The following is a 24,791-nucleotide window of genomic DNA, read 5'->3' as shown; positions in this document are numbered from 1 at the left end:
ACGCAAACGCCGTCGGCCGCGGCACGTCCCTCGACTTCGCTCGGGACGAACGGGTGGGCAATGCGAATGGGGAAAGGGGATGGCGTTCTGGGTCTATGTCCTGCGGTGCAATGACGGCAGCTACTATACCGGGCACACGGACGATCTGGATCGGCGGCTGGCGGAACATCAGCGCGGCGGCCATTGCGACTTCGCGAGTCGGCGCCGCCCCGTGACATTGATGTGGTTGGACCATTTTCAGACGCGGCTTGAAACGCTCGACAGCGAACGGCGGATCAAATCCTGGTCGCGGGCCAAGAAGGAGGCGCCGTTCCAGGGCGATTGGCAGGCGGTGTCCCACTTCGCCCGGCCTCCCGCTGCACGCCCTCCTCTTGGCAGGGAGGGGGAACGTTGAGCCTTTCGCCGCAATTCCTCGATGAGCTGCGATCGCGCACGCTGCTTTCCGCGCTGGTCGGGAAATCGGTGAAGCTGGAGCGCGCGGGCCGGGAATTCCGGGCCTGCTGCCCCTTCCACAACGAAAAGACGCCGAGCTTCTACGTCAACGACGACAAGGCCTTCTATCACTGCTTCGGCTGCGGTGCGCATGGCGATGCCATCCGTTTCCTGACCGAGCATAAGGGCCTGCCCTTCATGGACGCGGTGAAGGAGCTGGCCGCCGCCGCCGGGATGGACGTGCCCGCCGCCGATCCGCGCGCGGCGGAGAAGGCCGAGCGGGCATCCGGCCTGCATGAGGCGATGGCGGAGGCTGCGGCCTGGTTCGTCGAGCAACTGCACGGCATCGCCGGGGCCGAGGCGCGGGACTATCTGCGCAAGCGCGGCGTGGATGCGGCCGCGCAGGCCGCGTTCGGCATCGGCTTCGCGCCGGATTCGCGAGGGAAGCTGAAGGCGGCGCTTTCCCGCTTCGGCGACGACAAGCTGGTCGAGGCCGGCCTCCTGATATCGGTGGAGGACAAGGAGCCTTATGACAGGTTCCGCGGCCGGCTGATGATCCCGATCCGCGATGCGCGCGGCCGGGCGATCGCGTTCGGCGGCCGGATCATCGGCCAGGGCGAACCCAAATATCTGAATTCCCCGGAAACCCCGCTGTTCGACAAGGGGCGGACGCTGTTCAACCTGGACAAGGCCGCCGCCGCGACCCGCAAGGCCGGGCGGGTAATCGTGGTCGAAGGCTATATGGACGTGATCGCCCTGGCCCAGGCGGGCATCGGCGAGGCGGTCGCCCCGCTCGGCACCGCGCTGACCGAGGGGCAGATCGAGCGGCTGTGGCGGCTCGCCGAAACGCCGATCCTGTGCTTCGACGGCGACGCCGCCGGGCAAAAGGCCGCGATCCGGGCCGCGCTGCGGGCGCTGCCGATGATCGAGCCGGGCCGAACCCTGCGCTTCGCCACCCTGCCCCCCGGCCAGGATCCCGACGATCTGGTGCGAAATGGCGGCCGGACGGCGCTGGAAACCCTATTGGAGGGAGCCGAACCGCTGGTCGAGCGGTTGTGGAAATATGAGCTTGCCGCAGCCCCGCTCGATACGCCCGAAGCCCGGGCCGGACTGCGCAAACGGCTTGCCGACCACGCCGCGACGATTCGCCATGGCGACGTGCGCGGCCAATATCTCGCCGATTTCCGCCGGCGCTTCGATGCGCTTTACGAACGCGCCTCCCCTGCCCCGCGCTTTCAGCCGGGCGGCGGCTGGCGGGGCGGACAGGCGGGGCGCGGCGGACGCCGTGGCCCGTTTCGCGGAAAACCGCCCGAAGCCCCGCCTTCGGCCGTCACCCGATCGATCGGCAATGGCGGGTTGGGGCCGCTCGAAAGCCGCGCGGTGCTTGCCGGGATGCTGCGCCACCCCCAGATCATCGCCCATCATGCCGAGACGATCGCGGCGCTGCCGATCGCCGACGAAAAGCTCGCCCGGATTCGCGATGCGATGCTCGATGCGGCTTTTGCTGCGGAAACGCTTGATTCGGACACATTGGGAACCATATTGGGACAAGTGGGTCTGGCTGGAGCGATGGAAGCGCTTCGTGCGCCGAACGGACTTGCCTTTTCCTTCCTTCGCGGCAATGCCGATGCGGGGCGCGCTCGACGCGATCTCGCGGCGGCGATCGAGGCGTTGGCGGCACGGCCCGAACTCGACGCGGCTCTGGCGGCGGTGACGGCGAGGTTGATGGCCTCGCCCGACGAGGCCGGCTTTGCCGAGCAGCGTCGCCTTAGGGCGGCGCGCGATGCGGCGGATCAGGCGCTGGCCAGTTTGGCGGCCGGCGAAAGCGGCGCGGATAGTAATTAGGGTTGGTCGAATGGCGAAGACGAACATGGCGGAAACGGCGGAGAAGAGCGAGGGCGGCGATGCGCCGCTGATCGACCTCAACGAGGCGTCGCTGAAGAAGCTGATCGCCCGCGCCAAGAAGCGCGGCTACATCACCTACGACCAGCTCAACGAGGCGCTGCCGCAGGACCAGATGTCCTCCGAGCAGATCGAGGATGTGATGTCCGCCCTTTCCGAAATGGGCGTCAACATCGTCGAGAATGAGGAAAGCGGCGAGGACGATCAGCAGGAGGACAGCGACGACGAGGTCGTCGGCGTCGACGAGGGCGATGGCGCCCCCGTCCTCACCCAGGTCGCCAAGAAGGAAACGGTCGATCGCACGGACGATCCCGTCCGCATGTATCTGCGCGAGATGGGCGCGGTGGAGCTGCTGTCGCGCGAGGGCGAGATCGCCATCGCCAAGCGCATCGAGGCAGGCCGCGACACCATGATCCTGGGGCTGTGCGAAAGCCCGATCACCTTCAACGCCATCATCGACTGGTCGACCGCGCTCAACGAAGGCACGATGCAGCTGCGCGAGATCCTCGATCTCGATGCCATGCTCTCCAAGGGGCCGACCGCCGAGCAGGTGGAAAGCGCCGAGGACGAGGACGGCGAGATCAGCGAGCAGAGCACCGGCCCGTCCTTCAAGGAGGAGGACGAGCCCGAGGAGGCTTCCGCCGACGACGACGAGGATTCGATGACCGAGCGCCGCACGCCGCGGCCCACGGAAGACGATGACGACGATAATACGCTGAGCCTCGCCCAGATGGAGGAGCAGCTCAAGCCGATGGCGCTTGAGAAGTTCGCAACCATCACCGAGCTCTACAAGAAATTCCACAAGATGCAGGTCGCCCGCCTGGAGGCGATGGGCGCGGGCGGCGAGCTGCCGGCCGCGGAAGAGAAGAAATATCAGAGCCTGCGCGAGGACCTGACCGCCGAGGTGGAAAGCGTCCAGTTCCACGGCGCCAAGATCGAATATCTCGTCGACCAGCTTTATTCGTTCAACCGCCGGCTGATGGCGCTGGGCGGGCAGATGCTGCGCCTGGCCGAGCGCCACAAGGTGCAGCGCAAGTCGTTCCTGGACGCCTATGTCGGCCACGAGACCGAGGAAGGCTGGCTGGATCGGGTTGCCGGGCTCGACAAGAAATGGGCGGCCTTCGCGGCGGCCGAGGCCGCGCCGGTGGAGCGCATCCGCGCCGAGATCGCCGAGATCGGCCAGGCGACCGGCATGTCGCTTCCCGAATTCCGCCGCATCGTCAACATGGTGCAGAAGGGCGAGCGCGAGGCGCGGATCGCCAAGAAGGAGATGGTGGAAGCCAATCTCCGCCTCGTCATCTCGATCGCCAAGAAATATACCAATCGCGGCCTGCAATTCCTTGATCTTATTCAGGAAGGCAATATCGGCCTGATGAAGGCGGTCGATAAGTTCGAATATCGCCGCGGCTACAAATTCTCCACCTATGCGACCTGGTGGATCCGGCAGGCGATCACCCGTTCGATCGCGGACCAGGCGCGGACGATCCGCATCCCGGTCCACATGATCGAGACGATCAACAAGCTGGTCCGCACCAGCCGCCAGATCCTGCACGAGATCGGCCGCGAGCCGACGCCGGAGGAACTGGCCGAGCGGCTTTCGATGCCGCTCGAAAAGGTGCGCAAGGTGATGAAGATCGCCAAGGAGCCGATCTCCCTCGAAACGCCGATCGGTGACGAGGAGGACAGCCATCTAGGCGACTTCATCGAGGACAAGAACGCGATCATCCCGGTGGACGCCGCCATCCAGGCCAATCTGAAGGAAACGGTGACGCGCGTTCTCGCCAGCCTCACCCCCCGCGAGGAGCGCGTGCTGCGCATGCGCTTCGGCATCGGCATGAACACCGATCACACGCTTGAGGAAGTGGGCCAGCAGTTCAGCGTGACCCGCGAGCGCATCCGCCAGATCGAGGCGAAGGCGCTCAGGAAGCTGAAGCATCCGTCGCGCAGCCGCAAGATGCGCAGCTTCCTCGACCAGTAAGCCGCCGACGGCGGTTTCGAGGCACCGGATCGCCGCCTTGGGGGTGCCCCAGGGCGGCGATTTTCGTTTCGGATCCGGTTAACCCTTATATCCGAATAACTAATCCGTCATAAACCTCGCCTTTACGGGCTTTGATATAGATGCGGGGGCATCGAGGAATACACGGATCATCCGTGTTTTCAGGAGTAAGCGATGCCCCTGCCCGCAACCGACCCCATGGGACCGAGCCGCCTGGCGACGTCGCTACTGGCCAATGCCGCGGTCGAGGGCAGCGGCGGGCACCCCTATGTCGCCTCCGCCGAGCTGCGCGAGGGGGCGGATGCCATCCGCAACCTGGCCGACGTCATCCACCATCTCTGCCTGCTGCACGGCCGCCATCCCGGCGTGATCGACCTTGCCGTCGAACGATCGCCGGACGACCTGGCCGGCTGGATCGGCGATTCGGCCGCCGCCTTCGCCGAGGAACGCGGGCTGCTCACCCGGCTGGTGGTGGCGGCCCCGCCGCTGCCGAGCACGCCCGGCCAGGCGGAATGCGAGGCCGCGCTGCTCGCCCAGCGCCATGCCCTCGAAATGCTTGCCACCTCCGAACGCCGGGGCTGCGCGCTGGGCGCGGCGCTGGCCCTGCTGCTCGACTGGGTGGCGATACGCGAGATACTGGACCTCGCGGCCACGCGGCTCGGCATCGCGATCGAGCCGGCCCGCCTGCCGACGCGCGCCGCGATCGGCGATTTCGCGGGCCGCATCCCCCCGGCATTGGAGCGCGCGGTGGGCTTTGGCGCGGGGCAGCTCTATCACCAGCAGCGCGGGCTGTGGGACCTCCTGGAATCGCGGGAACAGGCGCGCCGGTAACGTCGGCTCAGGGCTTCAGCACCAGCGTGCGGCCCTCGACGCCCCAGCCGGACAGCGAGTTGAGGAAGTTCATGCCGAGGACGTTCATGTCCGCGAACTCGGCCGCCGTGGTGGCGCGCACGTCCGCGCGGCGGATCGGGCCGATGCGGAGATCGGCGATGCGCACCCGGCGGGCCATGACGGTGCCGTTGGCGGTGGCGACGGGGGTTCCGAACGGATCGTCGGCGGGATCGATGCCGGCGGCGCTGGCGGTGGCGGCCGAAAGCGCCGTGGTGGTGGCGCCGCTATCGACGAGGAAGCGGGTCTCCACGCCGTTGACGCTGCCGCGCACCCAGAAATGGCCGTCATCCCCCATGGGAATACGCAGCGTTTCGCCGACGACGGTGCCGCGATCGGGGTGGATGGCGAAGCGCAGCCGATCGCCGATGTCATCCTTGAACGAGAAAGCGAGGAGCAGGAGCGCGAAGATGGCCAGCCAGCCGAGCGCCATCTTCGCCGCCTGCCCCAGCGGCACCCGCCGGGCGACGAACGCGCTGCCGACGAGGACGAGGCACATGGCGGCGGCCACCATCTGGAGGGCCTGATCGCCGTTCACGGCGCGACCACCAGGCCATCGTGACCCGGCACCACCTTGGGCGGCAATTCGGCCAGCAAGCCGGCATAGTCCATCGACTGATCCATATGCGTCAGCACTCCCTGCCCGACCGACAGCCGATCGATCCATGCCAGCGTATCGCCCAGATGCATATGGGTGGGATGCGGCCGGCGGCGCAGGGCATCGACGATCCACAGGTCCAGCCCGCGATAAAGATCGGCCATCGCCTCCGTCATCGCATGAAAATCAGTTGCATAGCCGATAGTCTTATCATCGGATGAGAAGCGGAGGCCGACGGACGTGATCGTGCCGTGGGGCTGATCGACGCAATTCACCGCGATGTCGCCGATCATCAGCCGATCCGGCAGGTCATGGCCGGCCACGATCGGCGGGTAACCGTCCTTGCCCTCGAACGCATAAGCGAAGCGCAGGCGCAGCCCCGCCAGCGTCCAGGGCCGGGCATAAGCGACGACCGGGGCGCCCCGTGCGTGGAAAAGCTGCCGCAGATCGTCGATCCCGTGGCAGTGATCGGCATGATCGTGGGTCCAGATCACCGCATCGACATCGGCGATATCGGCATCGAGCAGTTGATCGCGCAGATCGGGGCCGGTATCGACCAGAATACGCTTGGTGGCGCTTTCGACCAGGATGGACGCCCGGCGGCGACGGTTGCGCGGCTCTGCGGGGTCGCAATCCCCCCAGTCATTGCCGATCCTCGGCACGCCGGAAGAGGTTCCGCAGCCGAGGATATGCACCTTCACCGTCGCGACCTCATGCCCTGGCCTTGCCGAAAAGGGCGAAGAAATTGGCCGAGGTGGCGCGGCCCAGCTCCTCGATGCTCACCCCGCGCAGATCGGCGAGGAAGCGGGCGGTATCGGCGACGAAGGCGGGCTCGCACGTGCGGCCGCGATGCGGCACCGGCGCGAGGAAGGGCGCGTCGGTTTCGATCAGCAGGCGATCTTCGGGTATCGTCTTGGCAGTGGCCTGCAAGTCCTTGGCATTCTTGAAGGTCGCGATGCCGGAGATCGAGATATAGAGGCCGAGATCGAGCGCGATCCAGGCGAAATCGGCGCTGGCGGTAAAGCAGTGGATTACCCCGGGAAAGGCGCCTTTCGCCATCTCCTCCGCCAGGATGGCGGCGCTGTCCTCCTCCGCATCGCGGGTGTGGACGATCAGCGGCAGGCCCGTCTCGCGAGCGGCGGCGATATGGGCGCGGAAGCTGGCCCGCTGCCGATCGCGATCGGAATGATCATAATAATAATCGAGGCCGGTTTCACCGATGCCGATCACGCGCGGATGGGCAGCCATCGCCACCAGCCGGGCGGTATCGACCGCCGGATGGGCATCGGCCTCATGCGGGTGGATGCCGACCGACGCCCACACATCCGCCTCCCGCTCCGCCGTGGCGATGATGTCGCCCCATTCGCGCTCGCGAGTGGAGATGTTCAGCATCGTCGCGACGCCCGCATCCCGCGCCCGCGCCAGCACGCTCGCCTGATCCTCGACCAGGCCCGCATAATTGAGGTGGCAATGGCTATCGACGAACATCAGCCTTCCTGTTCCACCCAGCGCGGGAACACGCCCTGCGGCGCCGGCAGCGCCGTGCCGGGGGCGATCGGGGCGGCAAGCGCCGCGAAATCGCGGGCATCGGCGGGCTGGGCAAGCTGATCGAGCAGCTTGTCCGCGCTTTCCGGGATCGCCCAGCGAACGAGGATGGCGAGCACGCGGATCGCCTCCGCCGTGGCATGGAGGATGGCATCGGCGGCCGCCGGGTCCGTCTTGCGCACGGCCCAGGGGGCGCTGTCGGCGAAATAGCGGTTCGCTTCCGCCACGCCTTCCCAGATGACCTCCAGCGCGCGGTGGATGGCGAGGCCGGCCATCGCCTCCTCCACCCGCGCCAGCAGCGCCGCCGCGTCCAGCACCGGCGCGGGCGCGCCTTCGCCCGGCACCACGCCGCCGCAATTCTTGGCGATCATCGACAGGCAGCGCTGGGCGAGGTTGCCGAGGCCGTTGGCGAGATCTGCATTGGACCGGGTGACGATCGCGTCATGGCTGTAGGAGCCGTCCTGGCCGAAGCTGACTTCCCGCAGCAGGAAGTAGCGAAGCTGGTCGACGCCATAGGTGCGCGCCATCTCCATCGGATCGACGACGTTGCCGAGCGACTTCGACATCTTCTCGCCCCGGTTGAGCAGGAAGCCGTGGCCGAACACCTGGCTGGGAAGCGGCAGATTGGCGGACATCAGGAAAGCCGGCCAGTAAACCGCGTGGAAGCGGACGATATCCTTGCCGATGATGTGAAGATCAGCTGGCCAATATTTCCTGTAAGTATCTGTATCCTCGGGATAACCCACGCCGGTAAGGTAATTGGTGAGCGCATCCACCCACACATACATCACATGGCCCGGCGCATCCGGCACCGGCACGCCCCAATCGAAGCTGGTGCGCGAGATCGACAGGTCGGAAAGCCCGCCCTTCACGAAGCTCACCACCTCGTTGCGGCGGCCTTCCGGGCGGATGAAATCGGGGTTCGCCTCATAATGCGCGAGCAATCGATCGGCATAAGCGGAAAGACGGAAGAACCAGCTTTCCTCGACGGTCCATTCCACCGGCGTGCCCTGCGGCGACAGCTTCTGGCCGTCCTCGCCGGCCACCAGCTCCTTCTCGTCGTAAAAGGCCTCGTCGCGGACCGAATACCAGCCTTCATAGCGGCCGGGATAGATATCGCCATTGGCCGCCATCGCCCGCCAGAGCGCCTGGCTGGCCTCGTAATGCGCGGGCTCCGACGTGCGGATGAAACGGTCGTTCGAGATATTAAGAACGCCCGTCATCTCACGAAAATAGGATGACATTTCGTCCGCAAGCTCGCGCGGGGAAATGCCGCGGGCGCGGGCGGCCTGATCCATCTTCAGGCCATGTTCGTCCGTGCCGGTCAGGAAGAATACGTCGCGCCCTTCCATGCGGCGGAAGCGGGCGATCGCATCGGTGGCGATCACTTCATAGGCATGCCCGATATGCGGGCGGCCATTGGGGTAGGAGATCGCGGTGGTGATGTAGAAAGGTTCGGCCATGCCGGCGCTTTAGCGCGAACGGGCCACGGAAATCACCATATTGTTGCGATGGCGGGAATGGAAAATGGCGGGAAGGCGCCCTCCCCGGCTTCAGTGCCCGTGCGCCGGGGCAAGGCCGGCAGCCATCGTCGCCAGTTCGAACACCGTGGTCTGGGGATCGAGCGACAGCCGCACCGCCCCTTCGGCCAGAAGACGCGCTTTTTCCCAGAGCGCGATGGCGGTCACCAGCGCATCGCCGCTCCGCTGCTTCGCCTCGCCGGCGATGAAGGCGGGCAGCCTTTCCAGGAAAAGCTCGTAGCGCGGCTGCGCGGCCTTGAGCGCGAGGGACTTGGCCAGCACGATCCGTTCCGCCCCGGAAGGATCGCCATGCCGGGCCAGTTGAACCAGCGCGCGATCCATCCCGGCGAGATCGAGCCCGGCATAACGCAGCGCGCGGCCCGGCGCGCCGCCGCCGTCGGCGACCAGCGCCGCGACCTCATCCTCGGCGATGTCCGGCAGCATCCGGCGGATCGCCACGGTCATGACATCGTCGTCCAGCGGACCGAAACGGATCAGGCGGCAGCGCGATCGGATGGTGGGCAGCAGGCGGCCCGGCGCGTGGCTGATGAGCAGGAACAGCGTATCGGCGGGCGGCTCCTCCAGATTCTTGAGGAGCGCATTGGCGGCCGGGCGCTCCAGATCGTCGATCGCATCGATGATAACCGCACGGCGCGGTGACATGCTGGGCGTGACCGCGAAGAAGGGCTGGAGCGCGCGCACCTGATCGATGGTGATGTTGCGGGCGAGATCGCCGGTCTTGTCGCGGGGCAGGCGCTGGAGCACGCGATGATCGGGATGGCTGCCCGCCGCGATCAGCCGGGCGGTCGGGTGATCCTCCGCCACGTCGAGGCCGGGGGCGGCCGGCGGCCGATCGGTGCCTTCCGCCAGATAGCGCGCGGCCGCGGCGGCGGCGAACATCGCCTTGCCCACGCCCTGCGGCCCCGCGAGCAGCCAGGCATGGTGCATCCGGCCCTGCGCCATCGCATCCCGGAAAGCGGCGACCTGATCGCCATGGCCAAGCGGCGTCACAATCCCTCCAGCGCGGCCAGCAGCCGGGCGGTGACGTCATCGGTCGTGCCCGTGGCATCGACGATGCGGAAGCGCGCGGGATCGCCCGCCGCCAGCGCGGCGAAGGCGGCCGCGACACGCGCATGATAGGCCGCATCCCGGCCGCCGAAGCGATCCGCGCCATCGCGATCGCGGGCCGCCGCGCGCGCGGCGGCTTCCTCCGCCGGCAAGGCGAGCAGCAGGGTGCGGTCCGGCATCAGCCCGTCGCTGCCGACCTGGTGGAGCTGGCGGATCGCCGCCTCGCCGATGCCGTCCGCCCCGCCCTGATAGGCGAGCGAGCTATCGAGGAAACGATCGCTCAGCACCCATGCGCCGCGTTCAACCGCGGGCAGGATCGTCTTGGCGACATGATCGGCGCGGGCGGCGGCGAACAGCAGCGCCTCGGCGCCCGCCGTCCAGCGCCCGGCATCGCCGTCGAGCAGCAGCGATCGGATCGCCTCCGCCCCCGCGCTGCCGCCGGGCTCCCGCGTCTCGATGACGTCATGGCCGCGCGCGCGGAGGGCCGCGGCGAGCGCGCGCAACTGCGTCGACTTGCCGACCCCCTCCCCGCCCTCGAGGCTGATGAAACGCCCGCGCGCCACGGTGGGCGAAATCAGGCGAGGCCGAACAGCCAGCGGAAGCCGGCGGCGATGCGGGCGAAGAAGCCGGCCTCGTCCACCGCCTTTTCCGCCACCAGCGGCATGAGCTGCGGCGGCGTATCCCCCGTCTGCACCACCAGATCGGCGATATGCTGGCCGGCCTTGATCGGCGCCTTGATCGGGCCGTTATAGACGACGCTCACCTTCATGTTGCCGGCCACGCCCGCCGGCAGCGTGACGGCGAGATCGCGCGGGGCGACGAGGCCGACGGTGCGCGCATCGCCCAGCTGCACCTCCGCATCCTGCACCTTCTTGCCCTTGGCGACGAGCGGCACCGCCTTCCACGCGCGGAAACCCCATTCCATGAAGGCCACCGATTGCGATACCCGCTGGTTGGAGCTGGTGAGCCCGGCCACCACCATCACCAGGCGACGGCCATTCTGCTCCGCCGATCCGGTGAAGCCGTAGCCGGCTTCCTCGGTATGGCCGGTCTTGAGGCCGTCCGCCCCTTGCACGCGGCCCAGCAGCGGATCGCGATTCTGCTGGGTGATGTCCGCGCCGGAACCCATGGTCTTGCCCCAGGTGAACGACGTCTGGCTGTAGAACGCCTTATAGAGATCCGGGAAATCCTGGATCGTCCGCGCCGCAAGCTCCGCCAGGTCATGCGCGGTCACATAGGTGACGCCATTGTCCGGCCAGCCGTTGGACGTGCCGAAGTGCGAATTGTCCAGGCCCAGTTCCTTGGCGCGCTCGTTCATCAGGGCGACAAAGGCGGGCTCCGTTCCGGCGATCCCTTCCGCCAGCACGACGCAGGCGTCGTTGCCGGAAAGGGTGACGATGCCGTGGAGCAGGTTCTGCACGCTCACCTGCTCGCCGGGCGAAAGGAACATGGTCGATCCGGCGGCCGGGCCGTGCCACTGCTTCCAGGTCTCGGGCCGCACCGTCACCATCTGGTCGAGCTTCAGCTCGCCCTTCTTGATGAGATCGAAGGCGACATAGACCGTCATCATCTTCGCCATCGATGCCGGCGGCATGCGGCGATCCGCATCCTTGGCATAGAGCACCGCGCCCGACGACAGATCCTTCATATAGGCGACCGGCGCCTCGGTTTCGAACGGCGGCGCGGCCGCCGGCGCGGCGGAGGCCAGGATGGTCGAGGCGAGGACGGCGAGCAGGATCGGAGACTTCATCGCGTTCATTCCGGGCAAGAGGCTCTGGGAAGGGAAAGACGTATCGGCACCCCTGATAGCCGCGCCGGGCGGCATCCGCCAGCTACCATCAATAGGCGCTGCGCTGGGCGCCGAGCGAGGCGCGGCGCTTGTCGGACGGGTAGACCCTGCGGACGCGGACGCGGACGACGCCGTCCTTCTCCACGCCCAGCGCCCGTGCCGCGCCGCGCGACAGATCGATGATCCGGCCGGGCGCGAAAGGCCCGCGATCGTTGATGCGGACCAGGATGGTGCGGCCGGTAGCGAGTGCCGTCACCTCCGCATAGGAAGGCATGGGCAGGGTCGGATGGGCGGCGGATATCGCGTTCATGTCGAAACGCTCGCCATTGGCGGTCGTCCGGCCGTGATGGCCGGGGCCATACCATGAGGCGAGGCCCGTCTGGTCGTAATTGCGATCGTCGCGCGGCACATAGGTGCGGCCACCCACGACATAGGGCTTGCCGATCTTGACGGCCCCGTCGCTCACCGGCCGGGTCGATGCGCAGGCGGACAGCAGGCCCGCCGCCGCGAGGACGGCGAGCTCAGCGCGCCACTTCATCGGCAAGCAATCCGACCGAAAGGGCATAGAAGTTCGAGCAATTATAATCGAGGATCACCCGGTAATTGCCCGAAAGCAGATAGGCGGTGGCGTTGGGGCCGTCCGGCTCCAGCAGCGTCACGAGTTCGCCCTCGGCCGGCGCGGGGGAGCCGACCACCGTCACGCCCAGTGCCCGCCATTCGCGCATCGTCAGCCAGCGGCTGTGCCGATCGAAGACGCGCGGGCAGCGCGGCGATTTCGTGAGCGGGCGAAGCGCCGTGCGATCCAGCGATGGCGGCACCCGCACCGCGACGCCCCACGGCACGTTGGGCCGCCATCCTGCCTTCACCAGATAATTGCCGATCGAGGCGAGCGCGTCGGCCTCGCTCGTCCAGATATCGACGCGCCCGTCGCCGTCGCCGTCCACGCCGAGCCGCTGGTACATGCTGGGCAGGAACTGGGGATAGCCGGTGGCGCCCGCCCAGCTTCCCTTCAGCCGGGACCGCGGAATGCCGCGATCGAGCAATTGCAGCGTGGCGATCAGCTCGGCCGTGAAAAGCTCCCGCCGGCGGCCGTCATAGGCGAGGCTCGCCAGCGAACGGATCAGATCGAAGTCGCCGGTATAGGTGCCGTAGCCGGTTTCATGGCCGTAGATCGCCATCATGATCGATTCGGGCACGCCCGTCTCCCGCTCGATCCGGGCAAGGCGCGGGCGGAGATCCTGATAGCGCTTGCGTCCGCGATTGATGCGATCGGCATCGACATGGCGGGCCTTGTAAGGCGCGAAGCTGGGGATGGCCGACGCCGGCGCATTGGGGTTGCCGCCGGGCTGCGCCCGATCGAGCTGGATGACGCGCGGGTTGAAGGTCAGCCCGGCCACGGCGCTGTCGAAGGTCGAAGGCCGCACGCCCGCCGCCAGCGCCCGCGGCCGGATGCTCGCCAGAAAAGCGCGGAAACCGGCATCATCGGCGGACGAAGCCGCATCCGCCTGCTGGGCGCCCGCCTCCATCGATCCGAGGACGGATGCCGCCAGAATGCAGGCGGTAGCGGCCAAAGCCCTGAACGAAGCACGCATAAAGAACCCCTTACCCGCCCTTCGTGCCACAGGCTGGCGGACAGGTGAATCCCCTTTGTCCGACTTTTCGGGAAACATATCGCGACGCTTGCACGCAACGCCCCTTGCGGAGATAAGCGCGCCGCCGGATAGGCGGCCGAGTGGTTGATGGCAGCGGTCTTGAAAGCTGTTGGAGGTTTAGACGCTCGGCAATGTGGACGGCGAAAAAGGGGTGTGGTTAGAATCGCTTAGCGGTAGGTCAGGAAATAGCTACAGGGAGCGGCAGCGCCGCCATCTAGCAGATTTCTAGCCGCGCTGCTGAATCGGTATGGAAGAGTGTCCGAGTGGTTTAAGGAACTGGTCTTGAAAACCAGCGACGGGGCAACCCGTCCGTGGGTTCGAATCCCACCTCTTCCGCCATCCTTTAAGCCATATGGCACAGAAAACTCAGCAAGCGAGAGTATCGCCCCTCTGAGTAACAATGGCATCAAATGCGGTTATGCCCAGACCTTAGCTGGATCAAGCCTTGACATCGGCACAGCGCATTCCATCACCAACTTTCCGGCGAGTGAAGGTTGGATCACATCCTTGCCCATTTGGATCACATTCTGCGCCGCAAAACCAAACAGTGTAACGCGCTCTTGAAGCAGTGGAACGCGGTGCTCAATGTGCGGTAAAACGGCAGGCCACAAGTCACGAACATAATTGATCGGTAAATCGCCTGGCCGATGATTTTCGGGGACGCGCGGCACTCCGAAATCCGGTCCTCCTAGTGTTCCTGCGACATGCCCCGCGATTTCAGCGAAGTCTGGATAGTCCTGACTTCCGAGATGATTGACCATGCCCGCAACCAAGGCCCAAAGGGATCGATCGGTTTGGCCAAGAAGCGCGTTGATTGGGTCTCCAAGATAATAGCGACCGCCGTCAGACGTCTCTACATCGACAATGCCACATTCTCGGGTGCTCCGGCCCAGTGCGTTAGCCTGCTTCAGAACGCTATCAACGCAACTGTAGCCAGCGAGAGACCCCAGGACAGCTAACAGCGACTCGACATGAACTCCGCGTTCACTCTTCATCCCACTGAGCAGCCTCTGCACAAGTTCCTCGGCTCCAATCTTAAGATGGGCGACTGGATTAGTAGCTCGAGCTTCCTCAATCGCTGCATCCATGAGCGCAGCTTTCGCCGCACTCTCGTCTTCGACAATTTCCTTCTTCTTGCCGAAGAGTTTTCCGAACATCGTATTCTCCGATCGATCCGAGCGCGCTATTGCGATGGGCTAACAGATGACCATTAGCGCGGCAATCAGGCTTTTCGCTGATGCCACAAGAAGGTAACAGAATGGTTCCGCAGCAGCGCCCCGCGCACGGAGGCGCGAGGCGCTGACAGCGTCAGGGCGGAAGGAGTGTCGCCTACCCCCGCTGCTGCGGATGTTCGATTAACGAGGGACCGTCCGCTGGTCCTCGGCGCGGGTGAAGGCGACTAAGCCCCGCGCAACCCTATGCTGCTGTTGGCGGTCACCGTCAGCGAGCATATGCCAGCGCCCATACGCCCTGCTCATCCCATTCTCGCAGGTGGTCGAGGATCAGCAGGAAGTCCCCTGCCAGCGTGCCTGCCATGACCTCCGCATATGTGGCATCCGCGAACGCATCGAAGCTGCCGCACATGATGACGATGGGCGACGGTCGCGGCTTCCGAGCGGTCTCCAACTTCGCCACTCGCCGCTGAAGTGCTCGGAGGCCCGACACTGTTAGTCCTTCTTGGCGAGCACCTTGCTCACCTCAATGTCCGCCGCGACCTTCCCGGCTTCCAAAGCTGCCTGCTCGTCCGTGACGCCGAAGTGGCGCTGCACGATGCGGTCGGCATATTCGATGGGCATCCCATACTTCTCCGCCTTCGGGTGCGAACCGGGTTCAGCGGCCTTCAGGGATTCGTTGTTGTCAGTCATGTCATTCTCCGTCGGGGTATAGTGTCATCTGCCGGGCAGGCCGATCGCATCGCCGGCCTTTCCAACCGAAGTGCAACAAATTGCGCGTTAGCCTCGGGCATCGCTCGCCGCCTCCAAGGCTTCGATGCGGGCGGCCAGTTCCTCGGTCGCCCGAACGTCCGCCAGGCGCGCAATGCTGTCGATGATGAGGCGTGCCACGTCAGGTGCGAGTAGCCCGCCTGCCAGCGCGTCCAGCACGCTCGCCACCTGATCGCTGATCGGCGCATCGGTATCGAGATCGAACTGGACCTTTTCGGCCTGCGCCTTCACCGAGGGCAGCACTTTGGCGAGAACGATGCTCGCCGCGTTCGTGTCGCCCTCCAGCGCCTTGCCGACCAGCACGGACACAATGGCCCGCATCTCGGTCAGCATTTCCTCGGTGGCGAGCAGGCGCTTGTCAGGACGGCCGGGCGGGCGACCGGCTGGGTTTCCGGACACCCCTTTCACCCATGCCGGATTACCGGGCGGGTCGGGCGGCAGCTTCGCAATCGGCGGCGCAGGCGGCGGGGCGGTGACGGTCTGGAAACCCTGCTCCCAAGGCGCGATGTGTCGATCCATCTGAACTAATCCAGTGATTGTTTAGAACAGCGCCGGGTCAGACCGGGATGGCGAAGGCCTCGTTTGACTGTCAACCGGCGCGCAAAGTTGACCCCCTATCGGCGCCCAACATTGACCCCCTTTTTCGTGAGTTCCGGCGGTTATCCCGGTAGTCCATAGGAGGGACCCGCGGACGCCGACGCGCGCCGTCAGGAGCGCTGGCGGCGGCGTCCGCGGGAGGTACCTGTGGACCCACCGGGGTAACCGCCGGGGATGGGGGTCCGGGGGAAGGGGTTTTTCCCGTCTCTTAGCTTCGGTTTTTGAACCGCCAGCTGTCGTTGCCGGTTTCGATGATGTCGCAATGATGCGTGACACGGTCCAGCAGCGCCGTCGTCATTTTGGCATCCTGGAAGACGCTAGGCCATTCGCCGAAGGCGAGATTGGTGGTGATGATCACCGAGGTCTTTTCGTAGAGTTTGCTGATCAGATGGAACAGCATCTGGCCTCCTGACCGGGCGAACGGCAGATACCCGAGCTCGTCCAGAACCACGACGTCCAGGCGGGCCATCTGGGCGGCCAGGCTGCCGGCCTTGGCCTGCCGGGTTTCTTCCTCCAGACGATTGACCAGATCGACGGTATTGAAGAACCGGCCCCTGGCCCCGGCGCGGACCACCGCAGCGGTGATGGCGAGCGCGAGATGCGTCTTGCCGGTGCCGGTGCCACCAACCAGCACGATATTGCGCCGTTCCGGCAGGAACGAGCCGGCATGGAGCGAACGCACCAGGCTCTCGTTGATCGGTGTGTCGGCGAAGACAAAGCCGTCGAGATCCTTGATGGCCGGCAGCCTGGCCGCAGTCATGCGATACCGGATCGAGGCGGCTTCACGGTGGGCCGTTTCGGCGCGTAGCAGATCGCCAAGCATCTCCATGGCGGTCCGGTCACGGCGGATGCCATTGGTGACGGCATCGTCGAACGCGGCGATCATGCCCTTCAGGCCCAGCCCCTTGAGGGCTGCCAACATCTCATGCCGCTGCATTGAGGCCTCGCACCGTATCGTAGCGCGCGCAATCGGCAATGGGCGGATGCTTGAGCCTGAGATCGACGACAACATTGATCGCCTGCACAGGCTGTGGTTCGCGTCGGCGCGACAGGATGTTGAGAATGACCTCGTCATTGGCCGTGCCCGCCGCCATGGCTTCGCGCACGGCAGCTTCGACTGCCTCCAGGCCATCCTCGGGCACCGCTGCCAGTACCCGTACAAAGCGTCGGTCTGCGTCATCGCTTTTGCCCAGCTTGCGGCGCAGCTGGGCCAGGGCCGGCGGAAGATCCCAGTCCTGGAAGGGAGCGCCGTTGCGCAATGCGCCTGGCTTGCGGATCAGGACCGGCAGATAGTGCCAGGGATCGAACTTCGTCTGATTGCGGCCGAACAGGCGGGCATGCTCGGCGACCACCTTGCCGGCACAACGGATGACGACCCGGTCGGCATAGGCGCGCAGTTGCACCGCATGCCGGGCAGCAACGGCCATGACCGAGTAACGGTTGCGATCGAAGCTGACGAGGCAGGTCGAGCTCGCCACATGTTCGCTCTCGAAGAAGCCGTCAAAAGGCGTGGTGAGCGGCTGTAGGGAGGGTCGTTCCATCTCCAGTGCCTGGGCGATGGTCATATCTTCCATATCCGGATGGGCATAGCGCTCGGCCCATCGGCGACACTCGGCCTCCAGCCATGCGTTCAACTCTTCCATGCTGGCAAACCGCAGACGTGGCTTGAACAGCCGTTCCCTGCCGGTCTGGACCTGGTTCTCGACCTGTCCCTTCTCCCAGCCTGCCGCCGGGCTACAGGCCACCGGCTCAACGCCATAATGATCCGTCATGATCAGGAAGCGCCGGTTGAACACCCGCTCCTTGCCAGTGAACACCGTCGTCACCGCGGTCTTCATGTTGTCGTAGATGCCGCGCGTCGGCACCCCGCCGAGAAAAGCAAAGCCCCTGGCATGGGCGTCAAACACCATCTCCTGGGTCTCACGCGGATAAGCCCGCACAAAGGGCGCCCGCGACCAGCATAGCCGCATATGCGCCACCTTAACCCGCATCGGCTTGCCGGCGATCTCCACGTCCTCGTGGCTCCAATCAAACTGGTAGGCCTCGCCAGGCCGGAACATGAGCGGGATGAACACCTTGCTCATATCCCCGCTGCCACCGGCGTGGCGCTCCTGCTTCCAGCGGGCCGCATAGCGCCGCACCGCATCGTAGGAGCCGGTGAACCCCTCACGTTCCAGCAGATCATGAATCCGCGTCAGCCGCAGTCGCTCGCGCCGGGGGCGCTCTTCGTTCTCCGCCAGCAACTCATCTAACCGTTCGCGAAATGGACCGGTCTGCGGACGATGCTGCTCCTTCCTCTCGTAGCTGAAATCCGCCTCCGGAGCACGGATCGCCTTGCGCACCGTGTTGCGCGACAACCGTAAATCACGCGCAATCTCTTTGATCGGCTTACCGTCCCTGTGCTCCCTGCGTATCTTGGCAATAGTCTCCACAATCAACATCCCCGTCCTCGCCGCCTGGAAGCCCAAGCCGCGACGCCTCACACTCTGGAATGATGGGGGTCAATTTTAGACGCCGATCACCCCGCTAAGGGGGTCAATTTTGCACGCCGCTCCACAGTCAACTGGAAGGCGGCGGACGATCTTTCCTTCTACGCCCAATATTCGCAGGGCAATTCGCCGGGTGGGTTCAACCCGGTGCGGGCGCCGGAATCGACCTATGACGAGGAAAAGCTGATCAATTACGAAATCGGCCTGAAAACGTCGAAATTCGGGTTCGATTATCTGAACGTCTCCGCCTTCTGGCAGGATTATAAGAATCAGGTGCTCACCAACACCTATGTGGCGAACAACATTGTCGATTCCTACAGCGTCAACATCGGCCGCACCCGTATTCGCGGTATCGAGGTGGAAGGCGGCCTGCCCATCATCGGCCGCACGCTGAAGCTGCAGTTCAACTACACCTTCCTCGACAGCGAAATCCGCAAGGGGATCGAGGCCGAACGGGCGCTGGAACTGATGGGATCGGCCTGCAAGACGGGCAGTGCCGTGAACCTGGACCTGCCGGGATGCCGGAACGCCGCATCCATTGCCGGCAATCGCCCGCCGCTGGTTTCCAAGCATACCGGCTCGGTGGGCCTGCGTTTCCAGCATGACGTGACCGATGGCTGGACCTTCTTCTCCGGCCTCGATGTGATCTACCGCAGCAGCTATTTCGATCAGGTCCTGAACCTGGCGGAAAGCGGCAATTCCACCAAGCTGAACCTGCAGGTGGGCGTGCACGACGATGATGGCCTCAGGATCACGCTATACGGCAAGAACATGCTGGGCGACGATTCGCCTGCCGGCATCCTGCGCTATCTGGATTTCCCGGCACCGCGCACGCCAACCGGCGATTATGCCCGCGCGTTCGGCATCACGCCTGCGCGCAAGGCGGAATATGGCCTCACGATCAGCAAATCCTTCTGATCCTTGCCCGATCGCGGCGGCGGGCGGCCTTGCGGCCGTCCGCCTGCCGCCTTTTACGTTCCTCGATCATCGGAGTTCACAGTGCCCGCTTATCTGATCGTCACCGCCACCATTGCCGATCGCGAGGCTTTCCTGGCCGGCTATGCCGCCAGGGCCGCGTCGCTCGTCGAGAAATTCGGCGGGAAATATCTGATGCGGACACCGGGCGCGGTGCTGCTCGAAGGCGATTTCGGCGACGGCGGATCGGTCGTGATCTCGGAATGGCCCAGCCGGGAAGCCGCGCTCAACTTCTGGAACTCCCCCGAATATGGCGAGGCGCGCGCGCTGCGCCAGGGAGTGGCCCACTGCCAGGTGCTGTTGATCGAGGCACCCGCGATCGGCGGCTGAACCACCCTTCCCCACTCCCCGACAGACGAGGATCGGACAATGTCGAAATTCTATGCCATCATCACCCATGATCGGCCCGGCGCCACGCCCACGCGGATGGAGAAGCTGAAGGAGCATCTCGCCCATGTCGAGGCCGGGCTGGACAGGCTGGCCGTGGCCGGACCGTTGCGCGACGCGGCGGGCAACTTCACCGGATCGCTGCTGATCGTAAAGGCGGAAAGCGAAGCCGAAGCCCGCGCCCTGCTGGAGCAGGATCCCTATTATCGGGCGGATATCTGGTCCGATATCGAGATCCACGCCTTCGGTGCGGCAGCCGGCGAATGGGTCGGCGGCAAGACCTGGTAGGCGGGAGGAGCGAGATGGCACGCATCGCACGCATCGACGCCACGGGCGGCCCGGAAGCGATCATCTGGCACGATCAGCCCCTGCCTCCGCCGGGCGCGGGCGAAGCCCGCGTCCGCCATACGGCCGTGGGCCTGAACTTCATCGACACCTATCACCGGCGCGGCATCTATCCGGTCGATCTGCCGGCGACGCTCGGCGTCGAGGCGGCGGGCGTGGTGGAAGCCGTGGGCGATGGCGTTGCCAACTTCGCCCCCGGCGATCGCGTGGCCTATTTCGGGCCGGAACGCGGCGCCTATGCCACCGAACGCAACATCGCCGCCGCATCGCTGTTCGCCATTCCCGACGATATCGATGACGAGACGGCGGCGGCCGTGCTGCTGAAGGGCTGCACCGCCGAATTCCTGGCGGAACGCTGCGCGAAGGTGGAGGCCGGCTGGCCGGTATTGGTGCATGCCGCTGCCGGCGGCGTCGGCCTGATACTGGTGCAGTGGCTGAAGGCGATCGGCGCCACCGTGATCGGCACCGTCGGCAGCGAGGACAAGGCCGCCGAGGCGCGGGCCGCCGGCTGCGATCATGTCATCCTCTACCGCACCGAGGACACGGCCGCCCGCGTTCGGGAACTCACCGGCGGCGCGGGCGTGCGCGTGGTATTCGACGGCGTCGGCATGGCGACGTGGGAAGCGTCGCTCGACAGTTGCGGGCTGCGCGGGCTCATCGTCAATTATGGCAATGCCGATGCGCCGGTGGGCGGCGTCAACCTGGGCGTGCTGGCGATGAAGGGCTCGCTCTATAATTCGCGGCCGATGCTCTACCATTATTATGCCCGGCCCGACGAGCGCGCCGCCGGCGTCGCCCGGCTATGGGATATGCTGCGCAGCGGCCGCGTGAAGGTGACGATCGGCCAGCGCTACCCGCTGGCGGAAGTGGCCCGCGCGCACGCCGATCTGGAAGCGCGCCGCACCACGGGATCGACCATCCTGCAACCCTGAAGCGAACCGCCCGTCCCCCGCCCCTAGCCGGGGGACGGGCCATCCTTCAGCGCCCGATTTCCAGAAGCTCGATCAACTCGCCCGCAACCCCGCGCACCGTTGCGGCACGGCGGCCACCGTAAAGCGGCCCCTCGCGATGCACCGGCGGCGCGATGAAGGCCACGTTGAGCGCATCCAGATCGTCCACGGCCAGCGTGACGAGCGCGTTTCCGGGCGGAAGCCTGCCGGGATCACCCTGCCGCACGGTCGCCTCGGCGGGATAATCGTCCACCTCCACGATCGGCAGCCGCCCCTTCTGCACCATGGTGATCGTGGTGCGATAATCGGAAGATAGCCCAAACGCCTTGTTTATCATGGAATAAGCCAGCGTGTAGCTGGTCGATACATCCAGCTTCAGCGCCGCTTCGAACCAGCGGAGGCTCGCCTCGCGATCGGGCGTCGCCAATATGGTGATGAAGATATGATCGGTGAGCGATCCGGCCTTGGGCAGGTCGGACGTCGGCGTATTTTCCGCCACCTCGTTCAGATAGATCATCTCCCGGCCCCGGCCGATCACCTGCATGGGGATGAAATAAGGCAGCCCTTCCAGAGCCTTGGGCGGGCCGACTACCTCGAAACCGCTGCCCGCCAGCCGATCCGGCCAGCCGAACACGTCCTTGACGGTAAGCTCGAAGGCAGCCCAGCCATAGGTGCGGGTCGGCACGAAATCGGCGGGCAGCGGCGCCTCGACCAGACGGATGAAGCAGTGCGCCCCGCTCAGCGGTCGAAGCGCGGCGAACCGCGCGCCCGCGCTGCCGGGACAGCCCCAGCTTGCCGCGAGATCGGCGGCGATGGTGCCTTGCTCCGCAAGCTCCAGCCCCAGCCGGCCCTGATAGTCGGCCAGCGCCGCATCGAGATCGGGGGTGGAGACGATGCCGCCCGCGATCCGGCCGTGTTTCAGATAATCGCTCATTTGAACACCGCCTTGCGCTTTTCGAGGAAAGCGGCGACGCCTTCGCGGAAATCCTCGCCATGGAATGCCGCGCCGAACAGCGCCCGGGTATCGGCATCGTCGTCCGCCTGCCCGTCCAGGATGCGGCGCACCATCTTCTTGGTCTCGCGCACGCTGTGGGAGGATGCCGCGGCGATCGTTTCGGCAAGGGTCATGGCAGCCGCCACCGGATCATCCTCGACGAACTCGATCAGCCCGATGCGATGCGCCTCCCCGGCCGGCAGCAGCTGGGCGGTGAACAGGATGCGCTTGGCCTGCGCCGGCCCCACCAGATCGACCAGCAGCTTGGTATCGTGCAGCGAATAGACCAGGCCCAGCTTGGCAGGCGTGATGCCGAAGCGCGCGCCGCTGCTCGCGACCCGCATGTCGCAGGCGATGGCAAGGCCGCAGCCGCCGCCGACGCAATCGCCGTCGATCGCGGCGATCACCGGCTTTTCCGCGCGGGCCAGCTTGTGCTGGGCGAGGCGGATCGCCTGCTGGTTGCGATCGCGCCATTCCGGATCGAGCACGCCGGTCGAAAATTCGGCGATGTCCGCACCGGCGGAAAAGGCCCCCGGCGCGGCCGATTGCAGCACCACCGCCCGGATCGCGGGATCGGCCATCGCCTCGTCCAGCAGCGCCGGCAGGGCCTCCCACATCGCCTGGGTGAAGGCATTGCGCTTTTCCGCCCGGTCGATCAGCAGCCGGGCGACCGCGCCCGTCCTCTCCAGCCGCAGGCTCATGGCTTTTCCACCGTGGCGAGGTGCTGCGCGATCTCGCGCCGGGTGGCGATCCACACGTCCTGCCGGGCGGTGACATGGCGGAAGAATTCCTCCAGCGCCCAGATGCGGCCCGGCCGGCCGATGATGCGCAGGTGCAGCCCCAGCGACATCAGCTTGGGGTTGCCCGCCTCCCCTTCGCGATAGAGCTGGTCGAAGCAGTTCCTGGCATATTCCAGCCACTGCGTCGGCGTCATCGCCGGATCGGTCCACATCTTCATGTCGTTAGAATCGAGCTGGTAGGGCACGATGGCGATGGGACGTCCGGGCACGGTGCCGCGATCCCAGAAGGGCACATCGCCCGAATAATCGTCCATATGATATTCGAAGCCCTCCTCGATCAGGAGGCGCCGGGTATTGTCCGTATGGAAATAGCGGCTGAGCCAGCCATAGGGGCGGACGCCGACCGTCTTTTCGATCGACTGCACGGCCTTGCGGATGAATTCGCGTTCCTGGGCCTCATCCATCTTGAACTGATGCACCCAGCGCCAGCCGTGGCTGACGGGCTCATGCCCCAGATCGGCGATGGCGCGCGCGATTTCGGGGTGGTTTTCCAGGCTCAGCGCCGCGACCGTCCAGCTCGCCTTCACGCCATGTTCGCGCAGCAGCTTCACCACGCGCGGGGCACCGGCCTTGATGCCGTAGAGATAGTTGGATTCGTTGCCGTAATTGCGGATCGGCGATTTGATGTGGATGCCCAGCTCATCCACCGGCTCCATGCCGCGGTCGCCCCGCGCCACGGTCATTTCGGACCCTTCCTCGACATTGACGACCACCGATAGCGCCACTTTCGCGCCGTTCGGCCAGTCGATCCGTTCTTCCCGCATCAATGCATCTCCTCCCCGCCCGAGACGTTGAGCGCCTCGCCGGTCACGTAAATCGCGTCGTCGGACGCCAGCCAGGCGCAGGCGGCGGCGGTATCGCTGCCGAGGCCGGGGCGTCCCATCGGGTTCTTCCGCTTCATGTTTTCGAGATAGGCCGCGACCGTATCGAAGCCGAGCAGCTTGGAGAAATACTCATTCTGCCTCGCCCCCAGCCCGGTGGTGACATGATTGGGGCAGACGGCGTTGACGGTGATGCCATGCTGGCCAAGCTCGATGGCATTGGACCGCGTTAGCCCGACCATACCGTGCTTCGAGGCGGTATAGGGCGCCATGTGCGGAAAGCCCGATTTCGCCGCCTGGCTGGCGATGTTGATCACCCGGCCGCCCTTGCCCGCCGCGATCATCGCCCGCGCCGCCGCCTTGGTGCCGTGGAAGGCGCCGGTCAGGTTGACGCCGATCACCGCTTCCCACTCGCTGGCGGAGGTTTCGAGGAGGGGCTTCATGATGTAGCCGATGCCGGCATTGTTCACCCAGATATCGAGCGAGCCGAACGCCTGGATCGCGCCCGCCGCCAGCGCCTCGCAGCTTTCCTCCGATCGCACGTCGCAGGGTATCACCGCCACCTGGGCGCCGCGCGCGCGCAGCTCGGCGGCCACGGCCTCCATCTCGTCGGTGGTGCCGATGTCGCCCGCGCCCATATGCTCGGCCGGGCGGCCGAGATCGGAGACGACGCAATTCGCCCCTTCATCGGCAAAGCGCTGGAGGATCGCCTGCCCCAGCCCCTTCTCACGGCCCGATCCGGTGACGACGATCGTCTTCCCTTCGAACCGCCGCATCACAAGGTCTCCGTCAGGATGAACTGCGGATCGTCGGCGAACTGGCGGAACTCGCCGGCCACCTTCTGCACCGCCTCGCTCGCCGCATCGGCGCCGAAGGCCGCCATGTCGGTGATGTCGATCACCTCGAAATAGGCGTAGGGCGAAGGCTGATCGCTGCCCAGCACGCCGGTGGCGCGATGGACCTGGAAATCGCTGACGGAGGGGAGCGCGCGAACGCCCGGAATGTCGGTCGTCCGCGCCCAATTCTCATAGGCGGCCGGATCGGCTTCGGGCTTCAGGTTGAACAGCACGATGATCCGCATGGGGGCACTCCTTCTTCAG

At 65.9% G+C, this 24,791-nt stretch carries 28 protein-coding genes and 1 tRNA gene; 9 read left to right on the top strand and 20 right to left on the bottom strand.

From position 1 onward, the window contains the following. The first annotated feature begins 79 nt into the window (after positions 1-79). The 4 genes from G432_RS00685 (at position 80) to G432_RS00670 (ending at position 5,161) form a co-directional block, all read left to right on the top strand. Complete coding sequence (locus G432_RS00685) at positions 80-394, top strand: GIY-YIG nuclease family protein (protein ID WP_015456878.1); 315 nt, start codon at positions 80-82, stop codon at positions 392-394. Then, complete coding sequence (dnaG, locus tag G432_RS00680; RefSeq protein ID WP_015456877.1) at positions 391-2,277, top strand: DNA primase; 1,887 nt, start codon at positions 391-393, stop codon at positions 2,275-2,277. Before G432_RS00685 ends, dnaG begins: the two co-directional genes overlap by 4 nt. A gap of 10 nt (positions 2,278-2,287) precedes the next feature. Then, on the top strand, positions 2,288-4,312 hold the full coding sequence (gene rpoD / locus G432_RS00675) for an RNA polymerase sigma factor RpoD (RefSeq protein ID WP_015456876.1): 2,025 nt from the start codon (positions 2,288-2,290) through the stop codon (positions 4,310-4,312). Positions 4,313-4,504: 192 nt separating this feature from the next. Next, entirely contained in the window at positions 4,505-5,161 is a 657-nt protein-coding gene (locus G432_RS00670) for a DUF6975 family protein (protein ID WP_015456875.1), read from the top strand. A gap of 7 nt (positions 5,162-5,168) precedes the next feature. Here G432_RS00670 and G432_RS00665 read toward each other — a convergent pair whose 3' ends face one another. The 9 genes from G432_RS00665 to G432_RS00625 all read right to left on the bottom strand — a co-directional run bounded on the left by G432_RS00665 (position 5,169) and on the right by G432_RS00625 (position 13,330). Further along, complete coding sequence (locus G432_RS00665; protein ID WP_015456874.1) at positions 5,169-5,756, bottom strand: TIGR02281 family clan AA aspartic protease; 588 nt, start codon at positions 5,754-5,756, stop codon at positions 5,169-5,171. Continuing rightward, positions 5,753-6,517 carry an MBL fold metallo-hydrolase gene (locus G432_RS00660; RefSeq protein WP_015456873.1) on the bottom strand — a complete coding sequence of 255 codons (765 nt, stop codon included), beginning with the start codon at positions 6,515-6,517 and terminating at the stop codon, positions 5,753-5,755. Before G432_RS00660 ends, G432_RS00665 begins: the two co-directional genes overlap by 4 nt. A gap of 10 nt (positions 6,518-6,527) precedes the next feature. Further along, positions 6,528-7,304, bottom strand: a complete 777-nt coding sequence (locus tag G432_RS00655; protein WP_015456872.1) for a TatD family hydrolase — start codon at positions 7,302-7,304, stop codon at positions 6,528-6,530. After that, positions 7,304-8,824 carry a methionine--tRNA ligase gene (metG, locus tag G432_RS00650; protein WP_015456871.1) on the bottom strand — a complete coding sequence of 507 codons (1,521 nt, stop codon included), beginning with the start codon at positions 8,822-8,824 and terminating at the stop codon, positions 7,304-7,306. The genes G432_RS00655 and metG overlap by 1 nt, the downstream gene beginning before the upstream one ends. A gap of 90 nt (positions 8,825-8,914) precedes the next feature. After that, entirely contained in the window at positions 8,915-9,892 is a 978-nt protein-coding gene (locus G432_RS00645) for an AAA family ATPase (RefSeq protein WP_015456870.1), read from the bottom strand. Further along, a complete protein-coding gene (gene tmk, locus G432_RS00640; RefSeq protein WP_015456869.1) occupies positions 9,889-10,512 on the bottom strand; it encodes a dTMP kinase in 624 nt (207 codons plus the stop codon). The genes G432_RS00645 and tmk overlap by 4 nt, the downstream gene beginning before the upstream one ends. 11 nt (positions 10,513-10,523) lie before the next feature. Next, on the bottom strand, positions 10,524-11,699 hold the full coding sequence (locus G432_RS00635) for a D-alanyl-D-alanine carboxypeptidase family protein (RefSeq protein WP_015456868.1): 1,176 nt from the start codon (positions 11,697-11,699) through the stop codon (positions 10,524-10,526). An 88-nt stretch (positions 11,700-11,787) separates the two neighbouring features. Then, positions 11,788-12,276 (bottom strand): septal ring lytic transglycosylase RlpA family protein, encoded by a 489-nt coding sequence (locus tag G432_RS00630; RefSeq protein ID WP_015456867.1) that lies wholly within the window; start codon positions 12,274-12,276, stop codon positions 11,788-11,790. Further along, complete coding sequence (locus G432_RS00625; protein WP_041864741.1) at positions 12,260-13,330, bottom strand: lytic murein transglycosylase; 1,071 nt, start codon at positions 13,328-13,330, stop codon at positions 12,260-12,262. The genes G432_RS00630 and G432_RS00625 overlap by 17 nt, the downstream gene beginning before the upstream one ends. A gap of 309 nt (positions 13,331-13,639) precedes the next feature. Here G432_RS00625 and G432_RS00620 point away from each other — a divergent pair. Next, positions 13,640-13,729, top strand: a tRNA-Ser gene (locus G432_RS00620). Positions 13,730-13,806: 77 nt separating this feature from the next. Here G432_RS00620 and G432_RS23070 read toward each other — a convergent pair. From G432_RS23070 to istA, 6 genes are all read right to left on the bottom strand, one after another. Beyond that, positions 13,807-14,547: a hypothetical protein gene (locus G432_RS23070; protein ID WP_144061959.1), complete on the bottom strand. Its 741-nt coding sequence runs from the start codon at positions 14,545-14,547 to the stop codon at positions 13,807-13,809. A 283-nt stretch (positions 14,548-14,830) separates the two neighbouring features. Continuing rightward, positions 14,831-15,025, bottom strand: coding sequence for a hypothetical protein (locus tag G432_RS23065; protein ID WP_144061958.1), 195 nt, complete (start codon positions 15,023-15,025; stop codon positions 14,831-14,833). 32 nt (positions 15,026-15,057) lie between these two features. Beyond that, on the bottom strand, positions 15,058-15,255 hold the full coding sequence (locus G432_RS00610; RefSeq protein ID WP_015456864.1) for a hypothetical protein: 198 nt from the start codon (positions 15,253-15,255) through the stop codon (positions 15,058-15,060). A gap of 87 nt (positions 15,256-15,342) precedes the next feature. Continuing rightward, complete coding sequence (locus tag G432_RS23980) at positions 15,343-15,852, bottom strand: DUF5681 domain-containing protein (RefSeq protein ID WP_015456863.1); 510 nt, start codon at positions 15,850-15,852, stop codon at positions 15,343-15,345. 286 nt (positions 15,853-16,138) lie between these two features. Then, the gene (istB, locus tag G432_RS00600) at positions 16,139-16,867 is read right to left on the bottom strand and encodes an IS21-like element helper ATPase IstB (protein WP_015449229.1); all 729 of its coding nucleotides are present in this window, start codon (positions 16,865-16,867) and stop codon (positions 16,139-16,141) included. Continuing rightward, entirely contained in the window at positions 16,854-18,371 is a 1,518-nt protein-coding gene (istA, locus tag G432_RS00595) for an IS21 family transposase (protein WP_015449228.1), read from the bottom strand. The genes istB and istA overlap by 14 nt, the downstream gene beginning before the upstream one ends. A 63-nt stretch (positions 18,372-18,434) precedes the next feature. Here istA and G432_RS00590 point away from each other — a divergent pair, with 63 nt between their 5' ends. The 4 genes from G432_RS00590 to G432_RS00575 all read left to right on the top strand — a co-directional run bounded on the left by G432_RS00590 (position 18,435) and on the right by G432_RS00575 (position 21,058). Beyond that, on the top strand, positions 18,435-19,337 hold the full coding sequence (locus tag G432_RS00590; RefSeq protein WP_084673609.1) for a TonB-dependent receptor domain-containing protein: 903 nt from the start codon (positions 18,435-18,437) through the stop codon (positions 19,335-19,337). Positions 19,338-19,418: 81 nt separating this feature from the next. After that, positions 19,419-19,724, top strand: a complete 306-nt coding sequence (locus G432_RS00585; protein ID WP_015456861.1) for a DUF1330 domain-containing protein — start codon at positions 19,419-19,421, stop codon at positions 19,722-19,724. Positions 19,725-19,763: 39 nt separating this feature from the next. Beyond that, positions 19,764-20,069: a YciI family protein gene (locus G432_RS00580; protein WP_015456860.1), complete on the top strand. Its 306-nt coding sequence runs from the start codon at positions 19,764-19,766 to the stop codon at positions 20,067-20,069. A gap of 14 nt (positions 20,070-20,083) precedes the next feature. Beyond that, positions 20,084-21,058: a quinone oxidoreductase family protein gene (locus tag G432_RS00575; protein WP_015456859.1), complete on the top strand. Its 975-nt coding sequence runs from the start codon at positions 20,084-20,086 to the stop codon at positions 21,056-21,058. Between the two features lie 46 nt (positions 21,059-21,104). On the opposite strand, the gene G432_RS00570 is transcribed toward G432_RS00575, so the two are convergent. From G432_RS00570 to G432_RS00550, 5 genes are read right to left on the bottom strand one after another with little or no spacing between them, the layout of a single operon-like run. Next, complete coding sequence (locus tag G432_RS00570; RefSeq protein WP_015456858.1) at positions 21,105-22,010, bottom strand: glyoxalase/bleomycin resistance/dioxygenase family protein; 906 nt, start codon at positions 22,008-22,010, stop codon at positions 21,105-21,107. Then, positions 22,007-22,771 carry an enoyl-CoA hydratase/isomerase family protein gene (locus G432_RS00565; protein WP_015456857.1) on the bottom strand — a complete coding sequence of 255 codons (765 nt, stop codon included), beginning with the start codon at positions 22,769-22,771 and terminating at the stop codon, positions 22,007-22,009. Before G432_RS00565 ends, G432_RS00570 begins: the two co-directional genes overlap by 4 nt. Further along, on the bottom strand, positions 22,768-23,634 hold the full coding sequence (locus G432_RS00560) for a polysaccharide deacetylase family protein (RefSeq protein ID WP_015456856.1): 867 nt from the start codon (positions 23,632-23,634) through the stop codon (positions 22,768-22,770). Before G432_RS00560 ends, G432_RS00565 begins: the two co-directional genes overlap by 4 nt. Beyond that, positions 23,634-24,467 carry an SDR family NAD(P)-dependent oxidoreductase gene (locus G432_RS00555; protein WP_015456855.1) on the bottom strand — a complete coding sequence of 278 codons (834 nt, stop codon included), beginning with the start codon at positions 24,465-24,467 and terminating at the stop codon, positions 23,634-23,636. Before G432_RS00555 ends, G432_RS00560 begins: the two co-directional genes overlap by 1 nt. Beyond that, positions 24,467-24,772, bottom strand: a complete 306-nt coding sequence (locus G432_RS00550; protein WP_015456854.1) for a hypothetical protein — start codon at positions 24,770-24,772, stop codon at positions 24,467-24,469. Before G432_RS00550 ends, G432_RS00555 begins: the two co-directional genes overlap by 1 nt. Between the last annotated feature and the right edge of the window lie 19 nt (positions 24,773-24,791).

Origin of the sequence: Sphingomonas sp. MM-1 (assembly GCF_000347675.2) — a bacterium.
In the GTDB taxonomy this organism is placed as follows: domain Bacteria; phylum Pseudomonadota; class Alphaproteobacteria; order Sphingomonadales; family Sphingomonadaceae; genus Sphingomonas_E; species Sphingomonas_E fennica.
Note: the sequence above shows the minus strand (reverse complement) of the source record. Positions and strands in the feature narration are given on the sequence as shown.

Coding starts and splice junctions, on each gene's coding strand:
- G432_RS00685 (WP_015456878.1), top strand. CDS start 80: ATGGCGTTCTGGGTCTATGTCCTGCGGTGCAATGACGGCAGCTACTAT.
- rpoD (WP_015456876.1), top strand. CDS start 2,288: ATGGCGAAGACGAACATGGCGGAAACGGCGGAGAAGAGCGAGGGCGGC.
- G432_RS00670 (WP_015456875.1), top strand. CDS start 4,505: ATGCCCCTGCCCGCAACCGACCCCATGGGACCGAGCCGCCTGGCGACG.
- G432_RS00655 (WP_015456872.1), bottom strand. CDS start 7,304: ATGTTCGTCGATAGCCATTGCCACCTCAATTATGCGGGCCTGGTCGAG.
- metG (WP_015456871.1), bottom strand. CDS start 8,824: ATGGCCGAACCTTTCTACATCACCACCGCGATCTCCTACCCCAATGGC.
- G432_RS00635 (WP_015456868.1), bottom strand. CDS start 11,699: ATGAAGTCTCCGATCCTGCTCGCCGTCCTCGCCTCGACCATCCTGGCC.
- G432_RS00630 (WP_015456867.1), bottom strand. CDS start 12,276: ATGAAGTGGCGCGCTGAGCTCGCCGTCCTCGCGGCGGCGGGCCTGCTG.
- G432_RS00625 (WP_041864741.1), bottom strand. CDS start 13,330: ATGCGTGCTTCGTTCAGGGCTTTGGCCGCTACCGCCTGCATTCTGGCG.
- G432_RS23070 (WP_144061959.1), bottom strand. CDS start 14,547: ATGTTCGGAAAACTCTTCGGCAAGAAGAAGGAAATTGTCGAAGACGAG.
- G432_RS00610 (WP_015456864.1), bottom strand. CDS start 15,255: ATGACTGACAACAACGAATCCCTGAAGGCCGCTGAACCCGGTTCGCAC.
- G432_RS23980 (WP_015456863.1), bottom strand. CDS start 15,852: ATGGATCGACACATCGCGCCTTGGGAGCAGGGTTTCCAGACCGTCACC.
- istB (WP_015449229.1), bottom strand. CDS start 16,867: ATGCAGCGGCATGAGATGTTGGCAGCCCTCAAGGGGCTGGGCCTGAAG.
- istA (WP_015449228.1), bottom strand. CDS start 18,371: ATGTTGATTGTGGAGACTATTGCCAAGATACGCAGGGAGCACAGGGAC.
- G432_RS00580 (WP_015456860.1), top strand. CDS start 19,764: ATGTCGAAATTCTATGCCATCATCACCCATGATCGGCCCGGCGCCACG.
- G432_RS00575 (WP_015456859.1), top strand. CDS start 20,084: ATGGCACGCATCGCACGCATCGACGCCACGGGCGGCCCGGAAGCGATC.
- G432_RS00570 (WP_015456858.1), bottom strand. CDS start 22,010: ATGAGCGATTATCTGAAACACGGCCGGATCGCGGGCGGCATCGTCTCC.
- G432_RS00565 (WP_015456857.1), bottom strand. CDS start 22,771: ATGAGCCTGCGGCTGGAGAGGACGGGCGCGGTCGCCCGGCTGCTGATC.
- G432_RS00560 (WP_015456856.1), bottom strand. CDS start 23,634: ATGCGGGAAGAACGGATCGACTGGCCGAACGGCGCGAAAGTGGCGCTA.
- G432_RS00555 (WP_015456855.1), bottom strand. CDS start 24,467: ATGCGGCGGTTCGAAGGGAAGACGATCGTCGTCACCGGATCGGGCCGT.
- G432_RS00550 (WP_015456854.1), bottom strand. CDS start 24,772: ATGCGGATCATCGTGCTGTTCAACCTGAAGCCCGAAGCCGATCCGGCC.